Annotated in this window: 14 protein-coding genes; all 14 read right to left on the bottom strand. The window is 44.6% G+C overall.

Annotation, left to right across the window (positions count from 1 at the left end):
• Positions 1–237 precede the first annotated feature (237 nt).
• Positions 238–2,871 carry a pyruvate, phosphate dikinase gene (gene ppdK / locus HNQ46_RS02400; RefSeq protein WP_007157051.1) on the bottom strand — a complete coding sequence of 878 codons (2,634 nt, stop codon included), beginning with the start codon at positions 2,869–2,871 and terminating at the stop codon, positions 238–240.
• A gap of 487 nt (positions 2,872–3,358) precedes the next feature.
• The gene (locus HNQ46_RS02395) at positions 3,359–4,060 is read right to left on the bottom strand and encodes a response regulator transcription factor (RefSeq protein WP_007157052.1); all 702 of its coding nucleotides are present in this window, start codon (positions 4,058–4,060) and stop codon (positions 3,359–3,361) included.
• 121 nt (positions 4,061–4,181) lie between these two features.
• Positions 4,182–5,228, bottom strand: a complete 1,047-nt coding sequence (locus HNQ46_RS02390) for a sensor histidine kinase (RefSeq protein WP_183682533.1) — start codon at positions 5,226–5,228, stop codon at positions 4,182–4,184.
• Between the two features lie 148 nt (positions 5,229–5,376).
• The gene (glf, locus tag HNQ46_RS02385) at positions 5,377–6,498 is read right to left on the bottom strand and encodes a UDP-galactopyranose mutase (protein WP_183682530.1); all 1,122 of its coding nucleotides are present in this window, start codon (positions 6,496–6,498) and stop codon (positions 5,377–5,379) included.
• A gap of 96 nt (positions 6,499–6,594) precedes the next feature.
• Positions 6,595–7,038: a MarR family winged helix-turn-helix transcriptional regulator gene (locus tag HNQ46_RS02380; RefSeq protein ID WP_007157055.1), complete on the bottom strand. Its 444-nt coding sequence runs from the start codon at positions 7,036–7,038 to the stop codon at positions 6,595–6,597.
• Entirely contained in the window at positions 7,039–7,953 is a 915-nt protein-coding gene (gene trxB / locus HNQ46_RS02375; protein ID WP_183682527.1) for a thioredoxin-disulfide reductase, read from the bottom strand.
• A 165-nt stretch (positions 7,954–8,118) separates the two neighbouring features.
• Positions 8,119–8,427 (bottom strand): thioredoxin, encoded by a 309-nt coding sequence (gene trxA / locus HNQ46_RS02370; protein WP_183682524.1) that lies wholly within the window; start codon positions 8,425–8,427, stop codon positions 8,119–8,121.
• Between the two features lie 136 nt (positions 8,428–8,563).
• On the bottom strand, positions 8,564–9,571 hold the full coding sequence (locus HNQ46_RS02365) for an ORF6N domain-containing protein (RefSeq protein ID WP_183682522.1): 1,008 nt from the start codon (positions 9,569–9,571) through the stop codon (positions 8,564–8,566).
• Between the two features lie 93 nt (positions 9,572–9,664).
• Complete coding sequence (locus HNQ46_RS02360) at positions 9,665–10,387, bottom strand: regulatory protein RecX (protein WP_330604499.1); 723 nt, start codon at positions 10,385–10,387, stop codon at positions 9,665–9,667.
• Between the two features lie 156 nt (positions 10,388–10,543).
• A complete protein-coding gene (gene recA, locus HNQ46_RS02355; RefSeq protein WP_183682519.1) occupies positions 10,544–11,671 on the bottom strand; it encodes a recombinase RecA in 1,128 nt (375 codons plus the stop codon).
• Between the two features lie 307 nt (positions 11,672–11,978).
• Positions 11,979–13,229 (bottom strand): hypothetical protein, encoded by a 1,251-nt coding sequence (locus tag HNQ46_RS02350; protein ID WP_183682517.1) that lies wholly within the window; start codon positions 13,227–13,229, stop codon positions 11,979–11,981.
• Positions 13,230–13,253: 24 nt separating this feature from the next.
• Positions 13,254–14,456 (bottom strand): TolC family protein, encoded by a 1,203-nt coding sequence (locus tag HNQ46_RS02345; RefSeq protein ID WP_183682515.1) that lies wholly within the window; start codon positions 14,454–14,456, stop codon positions 13,254–13,256.
• 329 nt (positions 14,457–14,785) lie between these two features.
• Positions 14,786–17,839 (bottom strand): efflux RND transporter permease subunit, encoded by a 3,054-nt coding sequence (locus HNQ46_RS02340; protein ID WP_183682512.1) that lies wholly within the window; start codon positions 17,837–17,839, stop codon positions 14,786–14,788.
• 2 nt (positions 17,840–17,841) lie between these two features.
• Positions 17,842–19,008, bottom strand: coding sequence for an efflux RND transporter periplasmic adaptor subunit (locus HNQ46_RS02335; protein WP_183682509.1), 1,167 nt, complete (start codon positions 19,006–19,008; stop codon positions 17,842–17,844).

Below are 19,008 nucleotides of genomic sequence, written 5' to 3'. Positions count from 1 at the left end.
TCACTTATATATGAACAACTCTTTGCAATAATTATTTTTGATTTAGAAGCTTTATTTTCTAAACTATCCTATCACATTTTCCTTAAATCTTGAATTTAAGTTTTTCTTTTCCCCCGTAATAAAAAAGACGTATCCCTTAAAAGATACGCCTTTTCTATACTTCATTCTTCGGAAAGTACAAACAGTCTTAACACTGTGTTGTACTGACTTTATCTAAGTCTTAAACCGAATATCCGATTACTTTCTTGGATTCTTAATCTGCGCCTGTGCTGCAGCAAGACGTGCTACAGGCACACGGAATGGAGAACAGGAAACATAATCCAGTCCGATATCGTGGCAGAACTCAACGGAAGAAGGATCTCCACCGTGCTCACCACAGATTCCTACGTGTAAGTGCGGATTTACAGGCTTTCCTAATTCGATAGCCATCTTCATCAGCTTTCCTACACCGACCTGATCAAGCTTTGCAAATGGGTCAGACTCAAAAATCTTGTTGTCATAATAAGCATTCAGGAACTTTCCTGCGTCATCTCTGGAGAAGCCGAAGGTCATCTGGGTTAAGTCATTGGTTCCGAAGCAGAAGAAGTCTGCATTCTTCGCAATCTCATCCGCAGTAAGGCAGGCTCTTGGAATCTCCACCATGGTTCCTACCTGGTATGCAAGATTTACGCCGGCCTTCTTGATTTCCTCGTCAGCAGTCTCTACAACCACCTTCTTAACAACATTGAACTCCTTCACTTCGGAAGTAAGAGGAATCATGATTTCCGGATTCATCTTCCAATCAGGATGCTTCTTCTGTACGTTGATTGCCGCACGGATAACAGCCTTGGTCTGCATAACGGCAATTTCAGGATAGGTAACAGCAAGACGAAGTCCTCTGTGTCCCATCATGGGGTTGAACTCGTGCAGGGAAGTGATGATATCCTTGATTTCTTGTACGCTCTTGTTCTTTGCCTTAGCAAGCTTCTCGATTTCCTCTTCCTCCTGTGGAACGAACTCGTGAAGAGGCGGGTCTAAGAAACGGATGGTAACAGGATTGCCCTCAAGTGCCTCATAGAGTGCCTCGAAGTCTCCCTGCTGGTAGGGAAGAATCTTCTCTAATGCTTCTTCTCTCTCTTCCTTGGTGTCGGATACGATCATCTCACGGAAAGCGAAGATTCTCTCCGGATCGAAGAACATATGCTCTGTACGGCAAAGTCCGATTCCCTCTGCACCAAGCTCTCTTGCCTTCTTAGCATCCTGTGGAGTATCTGCATTGGTACGAACGGCAAGCTTTCTGTACTTGTCAGCCCAAGCCATAATTCTTCCGAACTCTCCGGCAATGGAAGCGTCCACGGTAGGAATAACGCCGTCATAAACATTTCCGGTAGAACCGTCTAAGGAGATGAAATCTCCCTCGTGGAAGGTCTTTCCGCCTAAAGTAAACTTCTTATTTGCCTCGTCCATGACAATGTCGCCAAGTCCGGATACGCAGCAGGTTCCCATTCCTCTTGCAACTACGGCTGCGTGAGAGGTCATACCGCCACGAACGGTCAGGATACCCTGAGCCACCTTCATTCCGGTGATATCCTCAGGAGAAGTCTCCAAACGAACCAGGATTACCTTTTCTCCGCGTGCTGCCCAAACTTCCGCGTCGTCAGCAGTGAAAACAACCTTACCGCAAGCAGCTCCGGGAGATGCGCCAAGTCCCTTTCCAAGAGGAGTAGCTGCCTTTAATGCCTTCTGATCAAACTGTGGGTGAAGAAGGGTGTCCAAGTTACGAGGATCAATCATAGCAACTGCCTCTTCCTCGGTACGCATTCCTTCATCTACTAAATCACAAGCAATCTTTAACGCTGCCTGAGCGGTTCTCTTACCATTTCTGGTCTGCAACATATACAGCTTTCCGTGCTCTACGGTAAACTCCATATCCTGCATATCTCTATAGTGCTTCTCTAAAATCTGACAAACTTCTGTAAACTGCTTGAAAGCCTCAGGGAACTTCTGCTCCATCTCATTGATGTGCATAGGCGTACGAACACCGGCTACTACGTCCTCTCCCTGTGCATTAGTTAAGAACTCACCGAATAATCCCTTTGCTCCTGTTCCGGGATCTCTGGTAAATGCTACACCGGTTCCGCAATCGTCACCCATGTTTCCGAAAGCCATGGACTGAACGTTTACAGCGGTACCCCAAGAGTATGGGATGTCGTTGTCTCTACGGTAAACGTTGGCTCTTGGGTTATCCCAGCTTCTGAATACCGCCATAATAGCGCCGTAGAGCTGCTCCTTAGGATCGGAGGGGAAATCGGAACCGATCTTGGACTTGTACTCTGCCTTAAACTGCTCAGCCAGCTCGTGTAAGTCCTCTGCAGTAAGGTCAACGTCCTGGGTAACGCCCTTCTTAGCCTTCATCTCGTCGATAAGCTCTTCGAAGTACTTCTTTCCTACTTCCATAACTACATCGGAGTACATCTGGATAAATCTTCTGTAGCAGTCCCATGCCCATCTTGGGTTGTTGGACTTCTCAGCCAAAACTCTAACAACATCTTCATTTAAACCAAGGTTCAAGATGGTATCCATCATACCGGGCATGGAAGCTCTCGCTCCGGAACGAACGGACACTAACAATGGATTCTCATGATCTCCAAACTTCTTTCCTGTAATCTCTTCCATCTTCAGGATATGCGCATCAATCTGCTCACGAATCTCGTCATTGATCGTCTTGCCATCCTCATAGTACTGTGTACAAGCCTCGGTAGTAATGGTAAATCCCTGAGGAACCGGTAAACCGATCTTGGTCATCTCCGCCAAGTTAGCTCCCTTACCACCCAAAAGCTCACGCATGCCTGCATCACCTTCTTTGAAAAGGTAAACCCATTTTCTTGCCATTTTGAATCCTCCTTAATAGATTACGAAAAATGAAAAAAATTTTTTCCATCCCCGTCATTTGAAGTAGTTGTCAGATTGTTCGTGATAAAATACGAAAATCATACTCCGTCATTATAAACAAGAATAAAATGATAGTAAAGGGAGGAAACAGGTAAATTCAGGTAAATTCAGCTAAATTCAGAGATTCCTCACAAACCACTACACAAAGACAAAAATCGCTTTAAAAGTATAGGAAATAAACAAGAAAAAAAGAGCCGTTAAATAGAGAATTTATAAATTCATTGCTTACTTTCCGCATAGTTATTTTGCGATACAGGGCAATGTGAGCCCGCGGGTACTTGCGAAAAACAAAGGTACTGCAGTTTTTCGCTTAGTACCCCTGCGAAGGCGAGCTTAGCGGGAGCGTGCCCTGTGAGCAAAGTGACTATGTCGGAAAGTGCTCTTGACTCTTACGGATTCTCTATTTAACGACTCTTTTTTCTATTTTCTATGCTTTAAAACGATATCCCACACCCCAGATTGTTTCAATGTATTGGGGTTTCACTGCATTTTCCATCTCAATCTTCTCTCGAAGCTTCTTGATATGTACGGTAACGGTGGCAATATCTCCGATGGACTCCATTTTCCAGATTTCCTGGAACAGCTCTTCCTTGGTGTATACCCGGTTTGGATGAGCCGCAAGAAAGGCCAGAAGGTCAAACTCTCTGGAGGTAAAGGGCACCTCTTCTCCGTTTACAAATACTCTTCTGGCAGTGGTATCAATCTTTAAGCCCCGGATTTCAATGATTTCATTCTCTTCCTTACCGCTGTCCCGAAGTCTTGTATATCTTGCCAAATGGGCCTTCACTCTGGCTACCAGCTCACTTGCGGAGAAGGGCTTGGTCATATAGTCATCCGCTCCAAGGCCTAAACCACGAATCTTATCAATATCATCTCTTCTTGCGGAAACCAGCAAAATAGGGATGTCCTTCTTGCTTCGTACTTCCTGGGTAATGGAGAAGCCGTCTCTTCCCGGCAGCATCAAATCCAGAATCAAAAGGTCATAATTCCCTTCCAAAGCCTTCTTTAAGCCCTTTTCTCCATCTCCCTCCGTCTCCACCTGAAACCCGGACAGCTCCAAGTAATCCTTTTCCAGTTCTGCAATGGAGGCTTCGTCCTCCACAATCAATATTTTCTTCTTCTCTTCCATAAACTTTCCTTTCTTGCTTCTCTATTTACTTTGTCTTTGCTTCTCTTCATCCATCGATGGATACTCTGCGAATTTTTCTTGTCCTCTTTTTTCTTCTATTTTTTGAAAGAGTTTCTCCGTCTTAATGGATTCTTGTCTGGGGAAAGCATTTTCGTAGAACAAAATGAATGCTTGTTCCCTCTCCCAATTCGCTCTCCGCCCAGATTCTGCCGCCGCTGTCTTCTATAATCTTCTTCACGATAGAAAGGCCAATGCCGGAACCGCCGGTTTCCGTATTTCTGGCGGCATCTGTTCGGAAAAATCTTTCAAAAATATTGGGTAAATCTTTTTTCTCGATTCCCTTTCCGTTATCGGAAATCTCCACCTCCACAAAATCTCCCGCATCGGAAAGTACGAAGCGAATCTTCGGATCCTTCTTGTCCATATATTTAATGGCATTGGAAATGATATTGTTCAGTACCTTTCTAAGCTGCTCCGGATCCGCAATCACCTCCACGGATTCTTCCACCAGAAAGTCCGTTTCAAACTGATAGCCCATAGCATCCAGGTCCATGGCCACCTCTACGCTGAAATCCTGAAAATATTCCAAGGCGGGCAACTGGCAAAAATGATAGGGAATCCTATTGGTTTCTATCTTGGCGTAGTAATTCAACTCATCAATCAGGCGATTCATCTCCACCGCCTTATGATAAATGGTTTGGATGTATTTTCGTTTTTTCTCCTCGGTGGAGGCTACCCCGTCCAGGATTCCCTCCGCATATCCCTTGATAGAGGTAATGGGCGTCTTTAAGTCGTGGGCAATATTGGTGACAAGCTCCCGGTTTTCCTGCTCGTCCTTTAGCTTTTCCTCTTGATTTTGCTTTAGGCGAATCCGCATTTTCTCAAAGGCCTGCGTCAGCTCTCCGAACTCATCGTGACTTTCTGCCTCCAAACTGAAGTCCAGGTCTCCGTCTCCGATACGCTTCGCCGCATTTTTCAGTTCATCCACAGGCTTTACAATACCATTATAAATCCAAGCGATAAAAAACAATCCCGCAAAAATCAGGATAAAAATCCCCTGTCCGATACGAATAATTTTCAGAAAGGAGAGATAAAATAAAAGAATAGGCAAAAGGGTGGTTACCACAAATCCTACCGCCACACGTCCCATAAGTCCTATGGGTTTCATAGTCTCCTCCTTTCCGATAATAGCTTTTATATTCTTGACTACTTATGATACAGGCTACTTGTGATATAAAGACTATTTATGCTTATATCCGCTAATCTATTCTGCTCTTTTCCAAGCCTTATCTAATGAAACTTCGCAGATCCAGCACTCATCCTATATGCTTTTGGGAAAAGTCCAAGGCGGAGGCAATTACCATATCCATGTCGTAGTACTTGTACTCTCCCAAGCGGCCGCCGAAAAGCACCTTTTCTTCCTTCTCGGAAAGGGCCTTGTACTGCTGATACAAAGCCTGGTTTTTCTCATCATTTACCGGGTAGTAAGGTTCCTCCCCCTTCTTCCACTCTGCACTGTATTCTTTGGAAATGATGGTGGTGGGAATGTCCTTTCCCTCCTGATTCTTTCCGAAGGTAAACCACTTATGCTCAATAATTCGAGTATAGGGACTTTCTTCATCGGTGTAATTCACCGCGGCATTTCCCTGATAATTCTCTATAGGAAGCTCTTCCACCACAAAATCCACCTTCCTGTATTCCAACTCTCCCAAGGAATACTCGTAGAAAGCGTCAATAGGACCGGTAAATACAATTTTCTCCGCCTTTTCCATCCACATTTCCCTATGCTCAAAGAAGTTTTGAGACAGTTCCACCGGGATATCGGAGAGCATATTTTCCACCAGCTTGGTGTAGCCCGCCTTGGGAATTCCCTGGTATAGGGCATTAAAGTAGTTGTTATCATAGGTTAGACGTACCGGAAGTCTTTTGATAATGGAAGCCGGAAGCTCCTTACAATCTCTCCCCCACTGCTTCTTGGTATAGCCCTTAATCAGTTTTTCATAGATTTCTCTTCCTACCAAAGAAATGGCCTGTTCTTCCAGGTTCTTCGGTTCGGTGATTCCTGCCGCCTTTCGCTCCGCCTCGATTTTCTCTTTCGCTTCCTCCGGGCGGATTACCCCCCACATCCGATTGAAGGTATACATGTTAAAGGGCAGGGAATAAATCTCCCCCTTATAATTGGCTATAGGGGAATTGGTAAAGCGGTTAAACTCCGAAAAGCGATTCACATACTGCCAGACCTCTTCATTGTTGGTATGGAAAATGTGGGCCCCATAGTGGTGAACCATGATGCCATTTTTCTCGTAGCTGTAAACATTTCCCCCGATATGATTCCTTTTGTCAATGACCAGGACCTTCTTCCCCCGTTCCTTTGCCTCTCTAGCAAAAACAGCGCCAAAAAGTCCCGCACCCACTACCAGATAATCAAACTCTGCCATCTATTCCTCCAATCTTGTCTCGAACTTTACACTGTTCCCTATTTTACCAAAGCTTTCAGAAGAACGATAGCGGAAAAACAAAAAGAAAGGAGGACCTTAGTCCTCCTCCAATCCCTCTAAAGTTCTATGCAATAATTTCTTCAATACCTGCATCTCTTCATCGCTTAGAGAAATGCATGACCGCATTCCCTCCGGAATGGACAGGGCTTTCTGCTTTAGTGCCTCTCCCTCTGCACTAATGCGTACACAAAGGGCTCTCTCATCCTCCTGATTGCGAGAGCGTGTAAGCAATCCTTTTTGCTCCAATCTTTTTAAAAGGGGTGTCAAGGTTCCGGAATCCAGATATAGGGCTTCTCCCAAATCCTTTACCCGCACTTCTTTTTTCTCCCAAAGCACCATCATGGCAATATATTGGGTATAGGTCAGATCCAAGGGATCCAGAAATGGCTTATATTTTCTTGTGACCTCCTTGGCACAAGCATAAAGAGGAAAACAAAGCTGATTTTCCAGTCTCAAACTTAAGTCGCGATCTACTTTCATTTATAGTCCTTTTTCGTTGATATAGCTTACTGCTGCAAGTCCTGCTACGGCACCGTCGGAAGCTGCTGTTGCCAGCTGGCGGATTGCCTTGGTTCTGCAATCTCCTGCGGTGAAAATGCCGGGAGTCTTGGTCAAGGTACTTTCTCCTGCAGAAATGTATCCCTTACCGTCTAATTCTACCAGTTCAGAGAAAGCCTGATTGTCCGGTGCCTGTCCAATGGCCACAAATAAACCGTCCACCTTCAGGGTTCTTTCCTCTCCGTTCTTATTCTCTACTACAACACCGGTTAAGCCGGAAGCATCACTTTCCAGCTTCTTTACGGTGGAATTCAAAACCAGTTCCACATTGGGCTTTGCAACCAAACGATCTACTTCCGCCTTGTCCGCTCTGAATTCGTCTCTTCGGTGAATCACATAAACCTTCTGCACATAATCGGAAAGGAAGGTAGCATCCTCTACTGCTGTGTTTCCACCGCCGTTTACTGCTACCACCTTGCCACGGTAGAACATTCCGTCACAGGTTGCACAGTAGGAAATGCCCTTTCCCACCAGCTCCTCTTCCTTTTCCACGCCAAGGCTTCTGTTCTTGGCACCGGTAGCAAGGATTACGGTTTTTCCTTCGTAGCTCTTGTCCTTGGTCTTTACTTCCTTAAACTGTCCCTTGTCTTCGATTCCCTCAACCTTTTCAAAAGCAAACTCCGCTCCCAGATTTTTCGCCTGATTATAAAGGTTTGTAGCAAATTCAAAGCCGGAAATCTTCTGGATAGCCGGATAGTTTTCAATTTCCGGAGTGTTGATAATCTGACCGCCGTATGAAGCCTGCTCTAAAACCAATACGCTTTTTCCGGCTCTCAGTCCGTAAATAGCAGCGGATAATCCCGCTGTTCCCGCCCCTACAATGATAATATCATGCATTGTTTTTCTTTCCTTTCTATGACTCTGCTTTTCTACAAGAAAAGGGCGACCGCAGTCACCCTCTTCTTCCCCTCCTTATAGAGGATATATCTTATGACCCAAACTACTCATCTTCCCTAAAGAATAGACTGCTTTCCTTCTTTAAAGAAAATATGCTCCGTTAAATTACTTTAAAAGATCTAAAACCTGTTCCTTCTGAATAAATCCTGTATTCTGCTTGTAGACCTGGCCATCCTTAAATACGATTAAGGTTGGGATAGCACGAACACCGTAGCGAGCCATCAAATCCTGCTCTTCATCGGCATTAACCGCGTATACCTTAAAGCCCTGTGCCTCAGCTGCAATCTCTCCGATAATTGGAGAAAGCATCTTACAAGGTCCACACCATTCTGCCCAGAAATCCACTAATACCGGCTCCTTGGACTGTAGTACCTTCTCTTCAAACTCTGCTGCAGTAATATTTGGTGCTGACATATTCATTCCTCCTTAAACAATTATAAAAGTGATTATTGATTTTCTTTACAGGTTTGATTGTACGCAATTAAATAGGATATGTCAAGTTTCCATTTCTAAAGAGTTTATAAAGTACAGAATATCCTCCTGTATAGCATTAAATTTGTAAGTCTGCATTATTTAGCATTCCTTTAAACAGGTCATGATACATATCTCTTAAAGACTCTTCTATTTTGGATATTGTAGATATTTTATTTCCTGCATCTTTCGAAGATGCTCCACAAAAATAAAAAGCTTCATGATTTGTACCATAGTCAATAGCAAGATATCTATCATGATACATTGTTCCTGCGTTTTTTATTTTCAATTGGATGTTGGGATAATCTTGTTTAAAGTCATTTAAAATACTCCGCGTGAGCATATCCTTGTTTTTCAAATTTTCGCTAAAGACTATAATTTCAACATTATCCTTAGCAGCTCTCAATAATTCCAGTGTTTTTAGACCTATGTAGTTATCAATTAAGAAAATGCTTTTCTTTGCAGACTTATATACTGTAGTATAGGCAAGATCAGCTTCAATCTTCTCTCCGTTCATCAGCAGAAAATGTTTATAGCTATTCGGATCTATAAAGTTATCCATTACTTTTTTAAAGTCTTCCTTTGATGCCAAAGTGCTTATCTTATTATTAAGTGTTGCTATATCTCTGGTATTCTGTGTCGTCTGTGCTGCTACTTGTATAAACGCTTTGGCATCGATAAACTCACTGTTTTCAACAAGGAAATCCTTCATCTGCTTAAACATTCGTATCAATGCCTTGCTTTGTTTTGTGGCAAGTTCCCCTTTTAACACAGTCATTAGCATATAAATTCCTTGCTCTGTAAAAGCGTAGGGGAGATATCTTCTACCGCCGGATCCCTGCTCTGAATTTGAGGTCGAATTTTTCGACCTCAAAATTTCCCACTCATCCTTTGATAGTTGAAACATAAAATCTTCATCAAACTTGTCAGCATTGTTTTTCACTTGTTCATTAAATCTCTTTGTAGAATAACCATATATTTCAGCCAGTTCAAAATCAAGCATAACCTTTTGATGTCTAATCTTGAAAACCTTTTCTTTAATTGTATTTTTATCTATTACAATATTTTTTTCTTTTGATTCCTCCATAAACTTCCCCTTCCGATATACTTTATCTGTATTACCCAAGTGATAACTTCTCACTTAGGTTTGGAAAATATATCCTCTATTGTTTATAGTTTTCTACTCCTCCTGCAAATATTCCTGAATCATACTGTAAGAAAATCCTTTTCGAAGCAGGGAGGCTGTAAGCTTCTGCCTCTCCTTCCAATCCGATAAATCCATGTTTCTACTTTTCTTCTCCAGCCAGCGCCTTAAAGCAATTCTTTCCGGATTAGTTTCTTCTTGCTCTTCGAAGGAGTTCTCCACTCCCTCTTCTCTATGCTTTCTTTGAAAATCTTCCAAGGCTTCTCGAATCACAGTACCGTCAACGCCCCTACCATAGAGCTTACTCTGCATATCCTTTGCGGAACGGCGATGGGCATTTTCCTCCAAATATTGCATACAATAGCGGTAGTCGTTGATATAGTCGTATTCCTTTAGGAAAGAAAGAGTTCTTTCAATGATTTCTTCCGTATAATGCTCGGACTTTTGCAGTTTTTCCCGAAGTCTCCGTTCCGTCTTAGCCGCCCCTGTTAAGAGATAGAGGCTTCTTTCCTTACAACGCTGATAAAGCCTTTCCTCTTCGGATAGACTTTCTCTTCGTAAGGGGTTCAGGACGATTTCAGCAGGCTCAGTATCCTTCAAAGAAAAAATAACGGAAGTCGGCGCTCTGTTTTCCGCTTCCACTTCTTCCCATTGTTCTTCTTCCGCTTTCCCTTCCTTTCTTTCCTTTCTTTCTTTTTTATCCTTTTGTTTTCTTGCTGCCTGTTCCCGAAGAAATTCCTCCGGATTCCATTCCTTCACCCTTTGCCTCCTATTACACAAGCGTCCACAAATGTTGTATTTCTTTTTATGGCACATCCTTTTATACAATAACTTTTTATAAAATTTTTCTATATAGAATAAATATCTTTTGATAAAAAAGGGGACTGCCTTACGCACTCCCCCATAAAACAAATCTTATTCCTCAGTTTCCTCTGCCAGGCTAACCGTAAGATCCATATCCTCATCCTCCGGAACAAAAGCTAAAACCTCTTCCAAATAAGGGTCTTCCTTTAAGCCGTATTCCTTACGAAGCTGAATTTCCAGATCCGCCATAATTCTGGGATGACTCTTTAAAAAGGCCTTGGCATTCTCACGGCCCTGTCCAATCTTATCTCCGTTGTAGGCAAACCATGCACCGCTCTTCTCAATCATCTTCTTTTCTACTGCCAGGTCCAGAATTTCTCCTTCCTTGGAAATTCCGGAACCGAAGCTAATATCAAACTCCGCATTCTTAAAGGGAGGGGCAATCTTATTCTTGGAAATCTTCACCTTGGTACGGGCTCCGCTGAAATCTCCGTCTCCGGTCTTAATGCTTTCTCCCTTTCTAATATCTACACGAACAGAGGCATAGAACTTCAAGGCACGTCCGCCGGTAGTAGTTTCCGGATTACCGAACATCACACCGACCTTTTCTCTTAACTGGTTGATAAAGATAAGGATACAGTTGGACTTGGCAATAATAGCGGTGAGCTTTCTTAAAGCCATGGACATCAAACGAGCCTGTAAGCCCACATGACTGTCTCCCATCTCTCCGTCAATCTCCGCCTTCGGTACCAGTGCCGCCACGGAGTCCACAACCAAAATGTCCATCGCTCCGGAACGAACCATGGTCTCCACAATATCTAAGGCCTGCTCTCCGGAATCCGGCTGTGCCACATAGAGGTTATCAATGTCCACACCGATAGCCTGAGCATAGCGGGGATCCAAAGCATGCTCCGCATCAATAAAGGCAGCAATTCCTCCGCGCTTTTGTACTTCTGCCACTGCATGAAGGGCGAGAGTGGTCTTACCGGAGGATTCCGGTCCGTAGATCTCGATAATACGTCCCCTTGGGAAACCGCCCGCTCCAAGAGCAATGTCCACAGATAAGGAACCGGTGGGCACTACAGAGATGTCCTTATTCACTCCGGAATCTCCCAGCTTCATTACGGAACCCTTTCCGCAGTCCTTTTCAATCTTGCTTAGAGCCGCATCCAGCGCCTTTAACTTTTCATCCCTATCTTCCAATGCTACCACAGGAGCCTTGCTTACTTTGTTTGCCATGATTTTCTTCCTTTACTTTTTGTATTCTTACTTGTATCGGTTTTAGCTTCTTACCGACTACTGTTCTTTCCCTTTATTTCTTAGTTTTCTGCTTGCCGAGAGATTATATCACAGAACATACATTCTGGCTATTGGAATTTTTCTTCAGTTTCTTCCGTTATAACACAAAACGCTTCAATCTCCTATACTCCACATTCGGATAAGCTTTTCTTAAAAAATACGTTTCATCCCTCCTGAAATATAAGGCCTTCTGCACATAAGGATTTTCATGAGATTCCTATATCTGCTGTCCAAAAAAAGAGAGGGATTACTCCCCCGTGGAAAGTATCCCTCTCTCGACCGCTTCTTCGTATTGGAAGACCGCCTGATTATAATCCAGTTTTGCCTGGGTTGCTGCATTTTCCTTGGATAAGGCTTCTAAGGATAAGCCTTGGAAATCCGCCCTTCCCAAAAGCCCCAGAGCATTCATCCGCTCTGCTTTTTCCTTTTGTAAACGGGCAAGCTCTGAAACGGATTCTGCCGCATTTAATGCCGCTTCCGCTTCGCTAATATTCCGTCTGAGCTCCTCCATGGAAACTCGAATCTGCTGCTCTTTTTCCTTTTGACTCTGTTTCTTCTCCGTCCAGCCGGTAATGTTATTATCCTTTACGCGGAGAATACTGCCCAGTTCACTGTTATGACTTAGGGCGGAATCAATGTCCTTTCCCCAGTCTCTTGTTGACAGATAATTTCTTGGATAGTCGGGAATGGCTTCGAACTGAATGGCAGAGTAAGTATTCATACTCCATCCAAGGCTCAGCCCCATATTTCTCTTCATGCTTTCCAGACCGTCCTTAGCCTTTTGCAAATCTGACTGCGCACCGTCCAAAGCAAGCTTTGCCGCGCTCACATCATTTGCCGTAGCCTGTCCGAGGCGCGCCTGTCTTTCCGTCTTTTCTAAGCCTGCCTGTAACATGGCCACTCTTTTTTCCAGCATCGTCTTATTGTTTTCCAAGGAAATGGCACTGAAATAAAGATTTTGCATACCGTCACTTAAGAGCTTTTTTCCGGTATAAAATCCGGACTTCACCGCCTTTTCCGTCTTGGCTTCCGCCTTCTTCATATTTTTTTCCGTCTCGGAAAGCTGCACCAGGCCTTGATTCACCTCTGCCAGACTGCTGTCTATATCCGGTAAAATCTTCTTGCTGTTCTTTACCTTTTCTAACTGATTGATCTGGCTTTGCAAAAAAGCCTTGGTCGTAGGGTCTGTAGTATCCTGCTTCTGCTCCTTTAAGCTGTCAATGCTCTCCTGCAAATTCGCCAGTATATCAGCCTTTTCGTCCTTTACCGCCTTTTGTACGGAAGCCATACCGCCGGTGCTTTGCGCCAAAGCATCCTGCTCCATCTTGGCCACGGTACTGAATTGGTCCACAAGATCCGGGATTTCTCTGAAGGAAATGATGTTGTCATTCACATCCCAAGGCTTCTCCTCTGCGAAAGCAGGGAAGCTTTGACAGAGAAGCCCTAGGCTCAAAGCCAGAGCAAATGCGGATTTTATCTTATTCTTTTTCTTCTCCATAAAAGATTCAATGTATCCTTTCTCTTACTCTGCCGTCGCCAAACCATTCTTTCCGGCCTGATAATCCAAATATTCTTCATAAAGCTTCAAATCCGCCTGCTGCTTTTGAAGACTTGCAGTATCGGCAGCATTTTTCGCCTTTTCAAAATCCACTCGGCTTACACTTCCCAGCTTATATCCACGCTCTGCCTTTTGGTAAGCCTGCTGTGCGTTGGAAGCCTGCAGCTCCGCCTGTCTTTTCGCCTCCTCTGCCTGCTTTAAGCTTTGGTAGCGGGAAAGCATATCGGACTGAATCTTTTCCTTTGCTGCGGAAATGCTTCTTGTCAGATTCTGTCGGTTGGCATCTCCTGTGGAAAGGTTTAGCTTTCTTTCTAAAATCCGAAGACTATAGTTATTCTGTAAAGCCGTCTTACTATCTTCCTCTAAATTCACTGTCGCCAGCTGCTCCGCACTAAGGCTTGGAATTACAGGCATCTCCGGAGTGTCACTAGCTTTCCAGCCCAGGTTCACCCGTAAAAGCTCCGTCATCTTATCAAAGGCGGAATTGTTCTTCGTAAGACTCAGATTCGCCTGGTCATAGGCTTCCTTAGCAGTCAGCACATCAATCTGGGTGGCCTTTCCGATAGCTTTCTTTCTCTCGGTGCTTTCCTGTGCACTTTTCGCATCTGCTAAAGATAAGGCATCGATTTGCTTTTGAAGTCCGGTGCTTTCTCTGCTAATGAAGGACTTTTTAATGGTCTCAATAGTATTCTGCTCGGTTTGCTCCACGGAAAGCTTGGCAATCTCCCGGTCTGCGTTCTGTGCCACGGTGTCTGCGGAAAAATTGCTGCTGTCGGTCTGATACTGCATTTCTGCCAGAGCCTCCGCCACACTGTTTCCGTCTGCTGCGGACAATGCCTTTTCATAGGCTTCTTCCACCTGATTTCTGGCATCCTCTACATTGACATTGTAGCTGCCCTTGCTGTCACTTTCCCGGAAGTTTCTCCAAAGACTGGATACGGTAGGGTTGTACTCGTGTACCAAGTCCCCGATTTCTTCCCAGGAAATCACATTGTCCCGAAGCTTTGCCCACTCCTCCTCGGAACGCTGCCGTTCAAAGGAAGTCTGCATCTGATCCACGGAAACATTATCGGAAAAGCCCGGTACCTTCTGTGCCATGGCAGGCATGGTAAAGGACAGGCTCGCTAAAACAATTGCTATACTAATAGGATATCCCTTTTTTCTCATTTTCTTCTCCTAAAAAAAATCTCTGATTCTCTAAGCATGGGGCTGCAAGGTTTATAAAATTCAAATTACCTTTATGCAGTACGGGGCTAAGATGGGGGCAATCTGAGCCCGCCCCAATTTTAGCCCTGTACTGCAGAAAGTGAATGATTTATTCCTTACAGCCCCTACTAAGAGAAAAGGAGTCTTCTCTACTATAACATAATATTCCTCGGAATTTCTTAACGAAAATCGTCAATCCTGTGAACTTTTGGTGTTCTTTTTCCTAAATAAGTTTCAACTATCCTGCCAAATATCGCCTTACGCTATGCACCAAAGCTGCGCCGTCGGCTTTAAACTTTTATCATATGTTTTTTCCTGCCATAGATAATCATGTAGTACACCGGAAGTAGAAGCAATGCCAGCAAGGTGGATGCCACCAATCCTCCTACATTTACCAAGGCCAGCCCCTGCATCAGGGCGCCATTATCCCCGAAGCCCAAAGCCATGGGAATCATAGACAATACCGTAGTCAGCGTGGTCATCAAAATAGGACGAAGTCGGGTGGCACCGGACTCTGTCAAAGCTTTCTCCAAAGGCATTTCCTGACGGTACTGGTTTACCGTATCCACATAAAGGATTCCGTTGTTTACTACAGTTCCCACCAGCATCAAAAATCCCAAAAGGGAGGTCATGGACAGGGTGGCATCAAAGAGCCACAAGAGTCCGAAGGAACCAATTAAGGAGAAGGGGATAGTGGTCATAACCATAAAGCTGAATCGGGTGGATTCAAACTGGGCCGCCATCACCACAAAGACCAGGAAGACCGCAATGGCTATGGCACGGAACAGGTCCGCAAACTCTTCATTCATGCTTTGGGTTTGAGAATTGGCCACAACGGAAATATTTTCTCCTAAATTCTTACCCACCAATTCATCAATCTCTGCCTTGGTATTGCTGGTAGCACTATCCGTATAATTTGCCGTAATCGTCGCCTGATATTTTTTATCTTCTCGTTCAATGCTGGCCGGAGAATCCGCATACTTTACAGTAGCCAAACTTTCCAGGGAAACCTGCGCTCCTGTGGGCGTGGTAAAACGAATGGACTTCACTTTTTCCAAGCTATCGAATTGATCTTTGGGATAATTCACCCACACATCTACCTTTTGCCCCTCCACCGTCATTTTCATTGCTTTTTTTCCGGTAAGATCGGTATTTAAGGACTGGGCAATCTGAATAGGACTTAAGCCTTCCGCCGCCGCCTTAATGGGGTCTACCTTCACCTGCAAGAGGGGAGCTGCATTTTCCAGGCTGGAATGAATGCCGGTGAGGCTGCTCTGCTTTTGTAATAAAGAAAGAAGTTCATTACTCTTTCTTTGCAGTTCTTCCAAATCCGATCCCTGAATAATAATTTCATAGTTGTTGCCGAGGCTGTAATCTCCTCCGCTCATACTGGTATCACTTACGGACTTTATGCTTAAAACCTCTTGAGACCGGTTTTCCAAGGCCTTCTTCCATGCCTTTACCTTTTCCTTAGTTTTCATGGAACGATCCTTTTTCAGATATACCGTAATCGTAGGATCAGTGCTTCCTCCGTACAGAGCGGAAAGAGCGGAGCCTCCCGCCGTTGCGGTATAACGGTCCGTATCCGGATCCTTCGCCACCAGCTCCTCCAGCTCTTTTATTACCCTTTCCTTTTCTTCTATGGAAAGACCGGGCTTTTGGGTAATGCCGATTTCAACGGTTCCGGTATCAATATCCGCCATCAGCTCTGTTCTGAGCTGTGTCGCCAGGAAGAGAGAAATAACTAAAATACCGGCTGTAGCTACAAGCACTACTTTTTTATGTCGTAGAAATTTACTGATGGTGTTTCTATAGACATCCTGTAAAAGCCGAACTCCACGGTAAGCTACCGCCTTACTGTTCTCCTTAGGCTTATAAAGGGTAAAGCAAAGAGGCACAATGGTAACTGCGGAAATCAAAGAGGCCACCATACAGAAGACAATGGTAAAGCCAAGGGGCTTAAAGTACTGTCCGGAAATTCCCTGTAAAAAACCCAGGGGAAGGAATACTACACAGGTGGTAAGAGTACCTCCAAAAACTGAGGCTCCCACTACCCTGACAGAATCGATAGCAGCTTCCCTCAGACTTCTTTGCTGCTCTCCGTAATCGTCCATGGCTCGGAAGCAGGCCTCCAATACTACGATGGAGTTGTCCACCATCATACCCACGCCCAAAACCAGGGCGGAAAGGGTCAGCATATTCAGGCTATAGCCCATTGCGCCCATAAAGACGACGGCTCCCAGGATCGCCAAGGGAATGGAGGAACCTACGATTAGGGAGGCCTTTATGTCTCCAAAGAAAAGGAAGATAATCAGCATGGAAATCACGACAGCCATAATCATAGTCTGAAATACGCTGGACAGGGAGCTCTTAATGCTATCCGCAGAATCGGAAATCACATGAATTTCCAGATTGGGATTCTTCCCTTCCAATTTCTTGATTAAGGTGTTCACATCCTTACTCATGGCAATGTCCGACTTACTCTGCAGCTTATTTAAGCTTAAGGTAATGGTCTCTTCGCCGTTATATCGTCCTATACTGCTTTTATCCGAAAGGGCGGAACCCACTGTAGCCAAATCCGAAAGGGTCAAAGTATTTCCTGTTCCGGTAGTAATAGGAAGCTTTCGTAATTCCTCAATGGTGGAATAGTCCTGAGCGGTACTGATGGATAATTCCTGATCTCCCACCTTTGTACTTCCTGCAGGATAGGTGAACTTTGCAGCCTGTATCATTCCCACCACCTGTTCCATAGTCAAATGATACTGTTGCAGTTTTTCCGGGGAAAGCTCCACTCTTACATAGCTTTCCTGTCCTCCGGAAAGAGAAAGGGAAGCCACGGTGGATAATTTTTCAAACTCCGGCCTAATGTTATTCTCTACATAATTATAAAGCTGACTCTCGTTTTTATTGTTGATGGAGAGAACCATTCCCGGTCTGGCATTAATATCCACTTCCATAATGCTGATGTCCTTGGCGTCCTCCGGCAGAGAAGATTTAATGGCGTCCATCTTTTTCTTCAGACTGTCATAGGCCTTGGTCATGTTCGTACCGTAATTGTAACGAACAATAACCATGGAAAAGTTTTCATTGGATTGGGATCTGACCTGCTTTACATCGGAAAGCAGGGAAACCTCCTCCTCAACAGGCTTGGTGACAAGCTCGTCCACATCCTCCGGAGAGGCTCCGGGATAGGTGGTGGTCACGATGAGGTAGGGGAAGTTCATATTGGGGAGCAACTCCATTTTCATGGTAGTAAAGCTCATAAAACCGAAGAAAATGAGGGTGATTACCACAAGAAAGGTAGTAACCGGTCGTCTTAAGACGAATTTCGTCATGGAAAGCATCCTTAGCCCTCCTTTCCGGTTTCCGTAGCGGTAGAAGTAACTGCCCCAGTACTGCTATCTGTTTCTCCTGCCGTCTTTCCATCAGAAGAAGACGCTGTTTCCGAGCTATTCAGTCTTACCTTTGCGCCGTCATACATCTCATTATTCCAGGAGCTGAGGATCAAATCCTTCTCCGTAAGGCCGGAAAGTATTTCCACCTTTTCCTCTCCCTGCAAGCCAAGCTCTACAAACCGCTTTTTAATGCTTCCATTCTCACCCTCTCCCTTTTCCAAAAGATAAACGTAGGGAGAACCGTTGTCATAGTAAATAACGGATAAAGGAAGAAGATTTACTTGTTTCCTACTATCCTTCGTTACAGTTAATTTCACCCGACTTCCCTCAGGAAGGGCGGAATTCTCTAAATTCGCTTTCACGGTGAAGAGGCCGGTCTGGGCATTCATCACTCCGGAAATCTCGGTAATGGAGCCTATATACTGCTCTTGTCCCTTTTCCACCTTTACTTCCTGGCCTAAAGACAGGTTCTTCATCAGTTCCTCAGTTGCGGAAAACACAAGCTGCTGTTTTCCCTTCCCCATAAGACTGGCAATTTGAGTTCCCTGCGGAATCATGGCATCCTTCACCAAAATGCTGTTTTGCAATACGCCGTCTGCAGGAGCGGTAATGGTGGCAAACTCCACCTGGGTATCATAGTTCAGCTTCGCCGCCTTTACCTGAGCTTCCGCAGCCTTTGCCTGGGCATCCGCCGCTTCAAAATCCTGGGTGGAAATATCCCCCGAGGCTTGGAGGCTTGCCAAACGATTTCTGGTGTCTGATGCCGCCTTCGCCTGGGCCTCAGCCTGCTCCAAAGTATATTTTGCTGCATCAATCTGCTTTTGATTGTCTAAGCGGGCAATTTTATCTCCTTTTTTCAGCTCCGCACCATTTTCCGCATAGATTTCCAAAACCTCTCCGGAAACCTTGGAAGCCAACGCATACTGCTCACTGGCCTCAATGGTACCCACCAAAGACTCTGTAATAAACAGGTCACCCTTTTCCACGGAAATGCCGGTGGCCAAAGGAAGCTGGGTGACCTCTACTTCCTCCTTCGGCTTTAATAAACGCCTTCCTACCAAAAATGCCACTCCCAAAAGGATAAGCAACACGATTACAATTTTTACCCCTTTTTTCAT

This window comes from Oribacterium sinus, from assembly GCF_014202695.1.
Classification (GTDB): domain Bacteria; phylum Bacillota; class Clostridia; order Lachnospirales; family Lachnospiraceae; genus Oribacterium; species Oribacterium sinus.
This window is presented reverse-complemented; position numbering and strand designations above follow the sequence as displayed.

Excerpts from the sequence above, each read along its gene's own strand:
- ppdK (WP_007157051.1), bottom strand. The coding sequence starts at position 2,871 with ATGGCAAGAAAATGGGTTTACCTTTTCAAAGAAGGTGATGCAGGCATG.
- HNQ46_RS02395 (WP_007157052.1), bottom strand. The coding sequence starts at position 4,060 with ATGGAAGAGAAGAAGAAAATATTGATTGTGGAGGACGAAGCCTCCATT.
- HNQ46_RS02390 (WP_183682533.1), bottom strand. The coding sequence starts at position 5,228 with ATGAAACCCATAGGACTTATGGGACGTGTGGCGGTAGGATTTGTGGTA.
- glf (WP_183682530.1), bottom strand. The coding sequence starts at position 6,498 with ATGGCAGAGTTTGATTATCTGGTAGTGGGTGCGGGACTTTTTGGCGCT.
- HNQ46_RS02380 (WP_007157055.1), bottom strand. The coding sequence starts at position 7,038 with ATGAAAGTAGATCGCGACTTAAGTTTGAGACTGGAAAATCAGCTTTGT.
- trxB (WP_183682527.1), bottom strand. The coding sequence starts at position 7,953 with ATGCATGATATTATCATTGTAGGGGCGGGAACAGCGGGATTATCCGCT.
- trxA (WP_183682524.1), bottom strand. The coding sequence starts at position 8,427 with ATGTCAGCACCAAATATTACTGCAGCAGAGTTTGAAGAGAAGGTACTA.
- HNQ46_RS02365 (WP_183682522.1), bottom strand. The coding sequence starts at position 9,571 with ATGGAGGAATCAAAAGAAAAAAATATTGTAATAGATAAAAATACAATT.
- recA (WP_183682519.1), bottom strand. The coding sequence starts at position 11,671 with ATGGCAAACAAAGTAAGCAAGGCTCCTGTGGTAGCATTGGAAGATAGG.
- HNQ46_RS02350 (WP_183682517.1), bottom strand. The coding sequence starts at position 13,229 with ATGGAGAAGAAAAAGAATAAGATAAAATCCGCATTTGCTCTGGCTTTG.
- HNQ46_RS02345 (WP_183682515.1), bottom strand. The coding sequence starts at position 14,456 with ATGAGAAAAAAGGGATATCCTATTAGTATAGCAATTGTTTTAGCGAGC.
- HNQ46_RS02340 (WP_183682512.1), bottom strand. The coding sequence starts at position 17,839 with ATGCTTTCCATGACGAAATTCGTCTTAAGACGACCGGTTACTACCTTT.
- HNQ46_RS02335 (WP_183682509.1), bottom strand. The coding sequence starts at position 19,008 with ATGAAAAAAGGGGTAAAAATTGTAATCGTGTTGCTTATCCTTTTGGGA.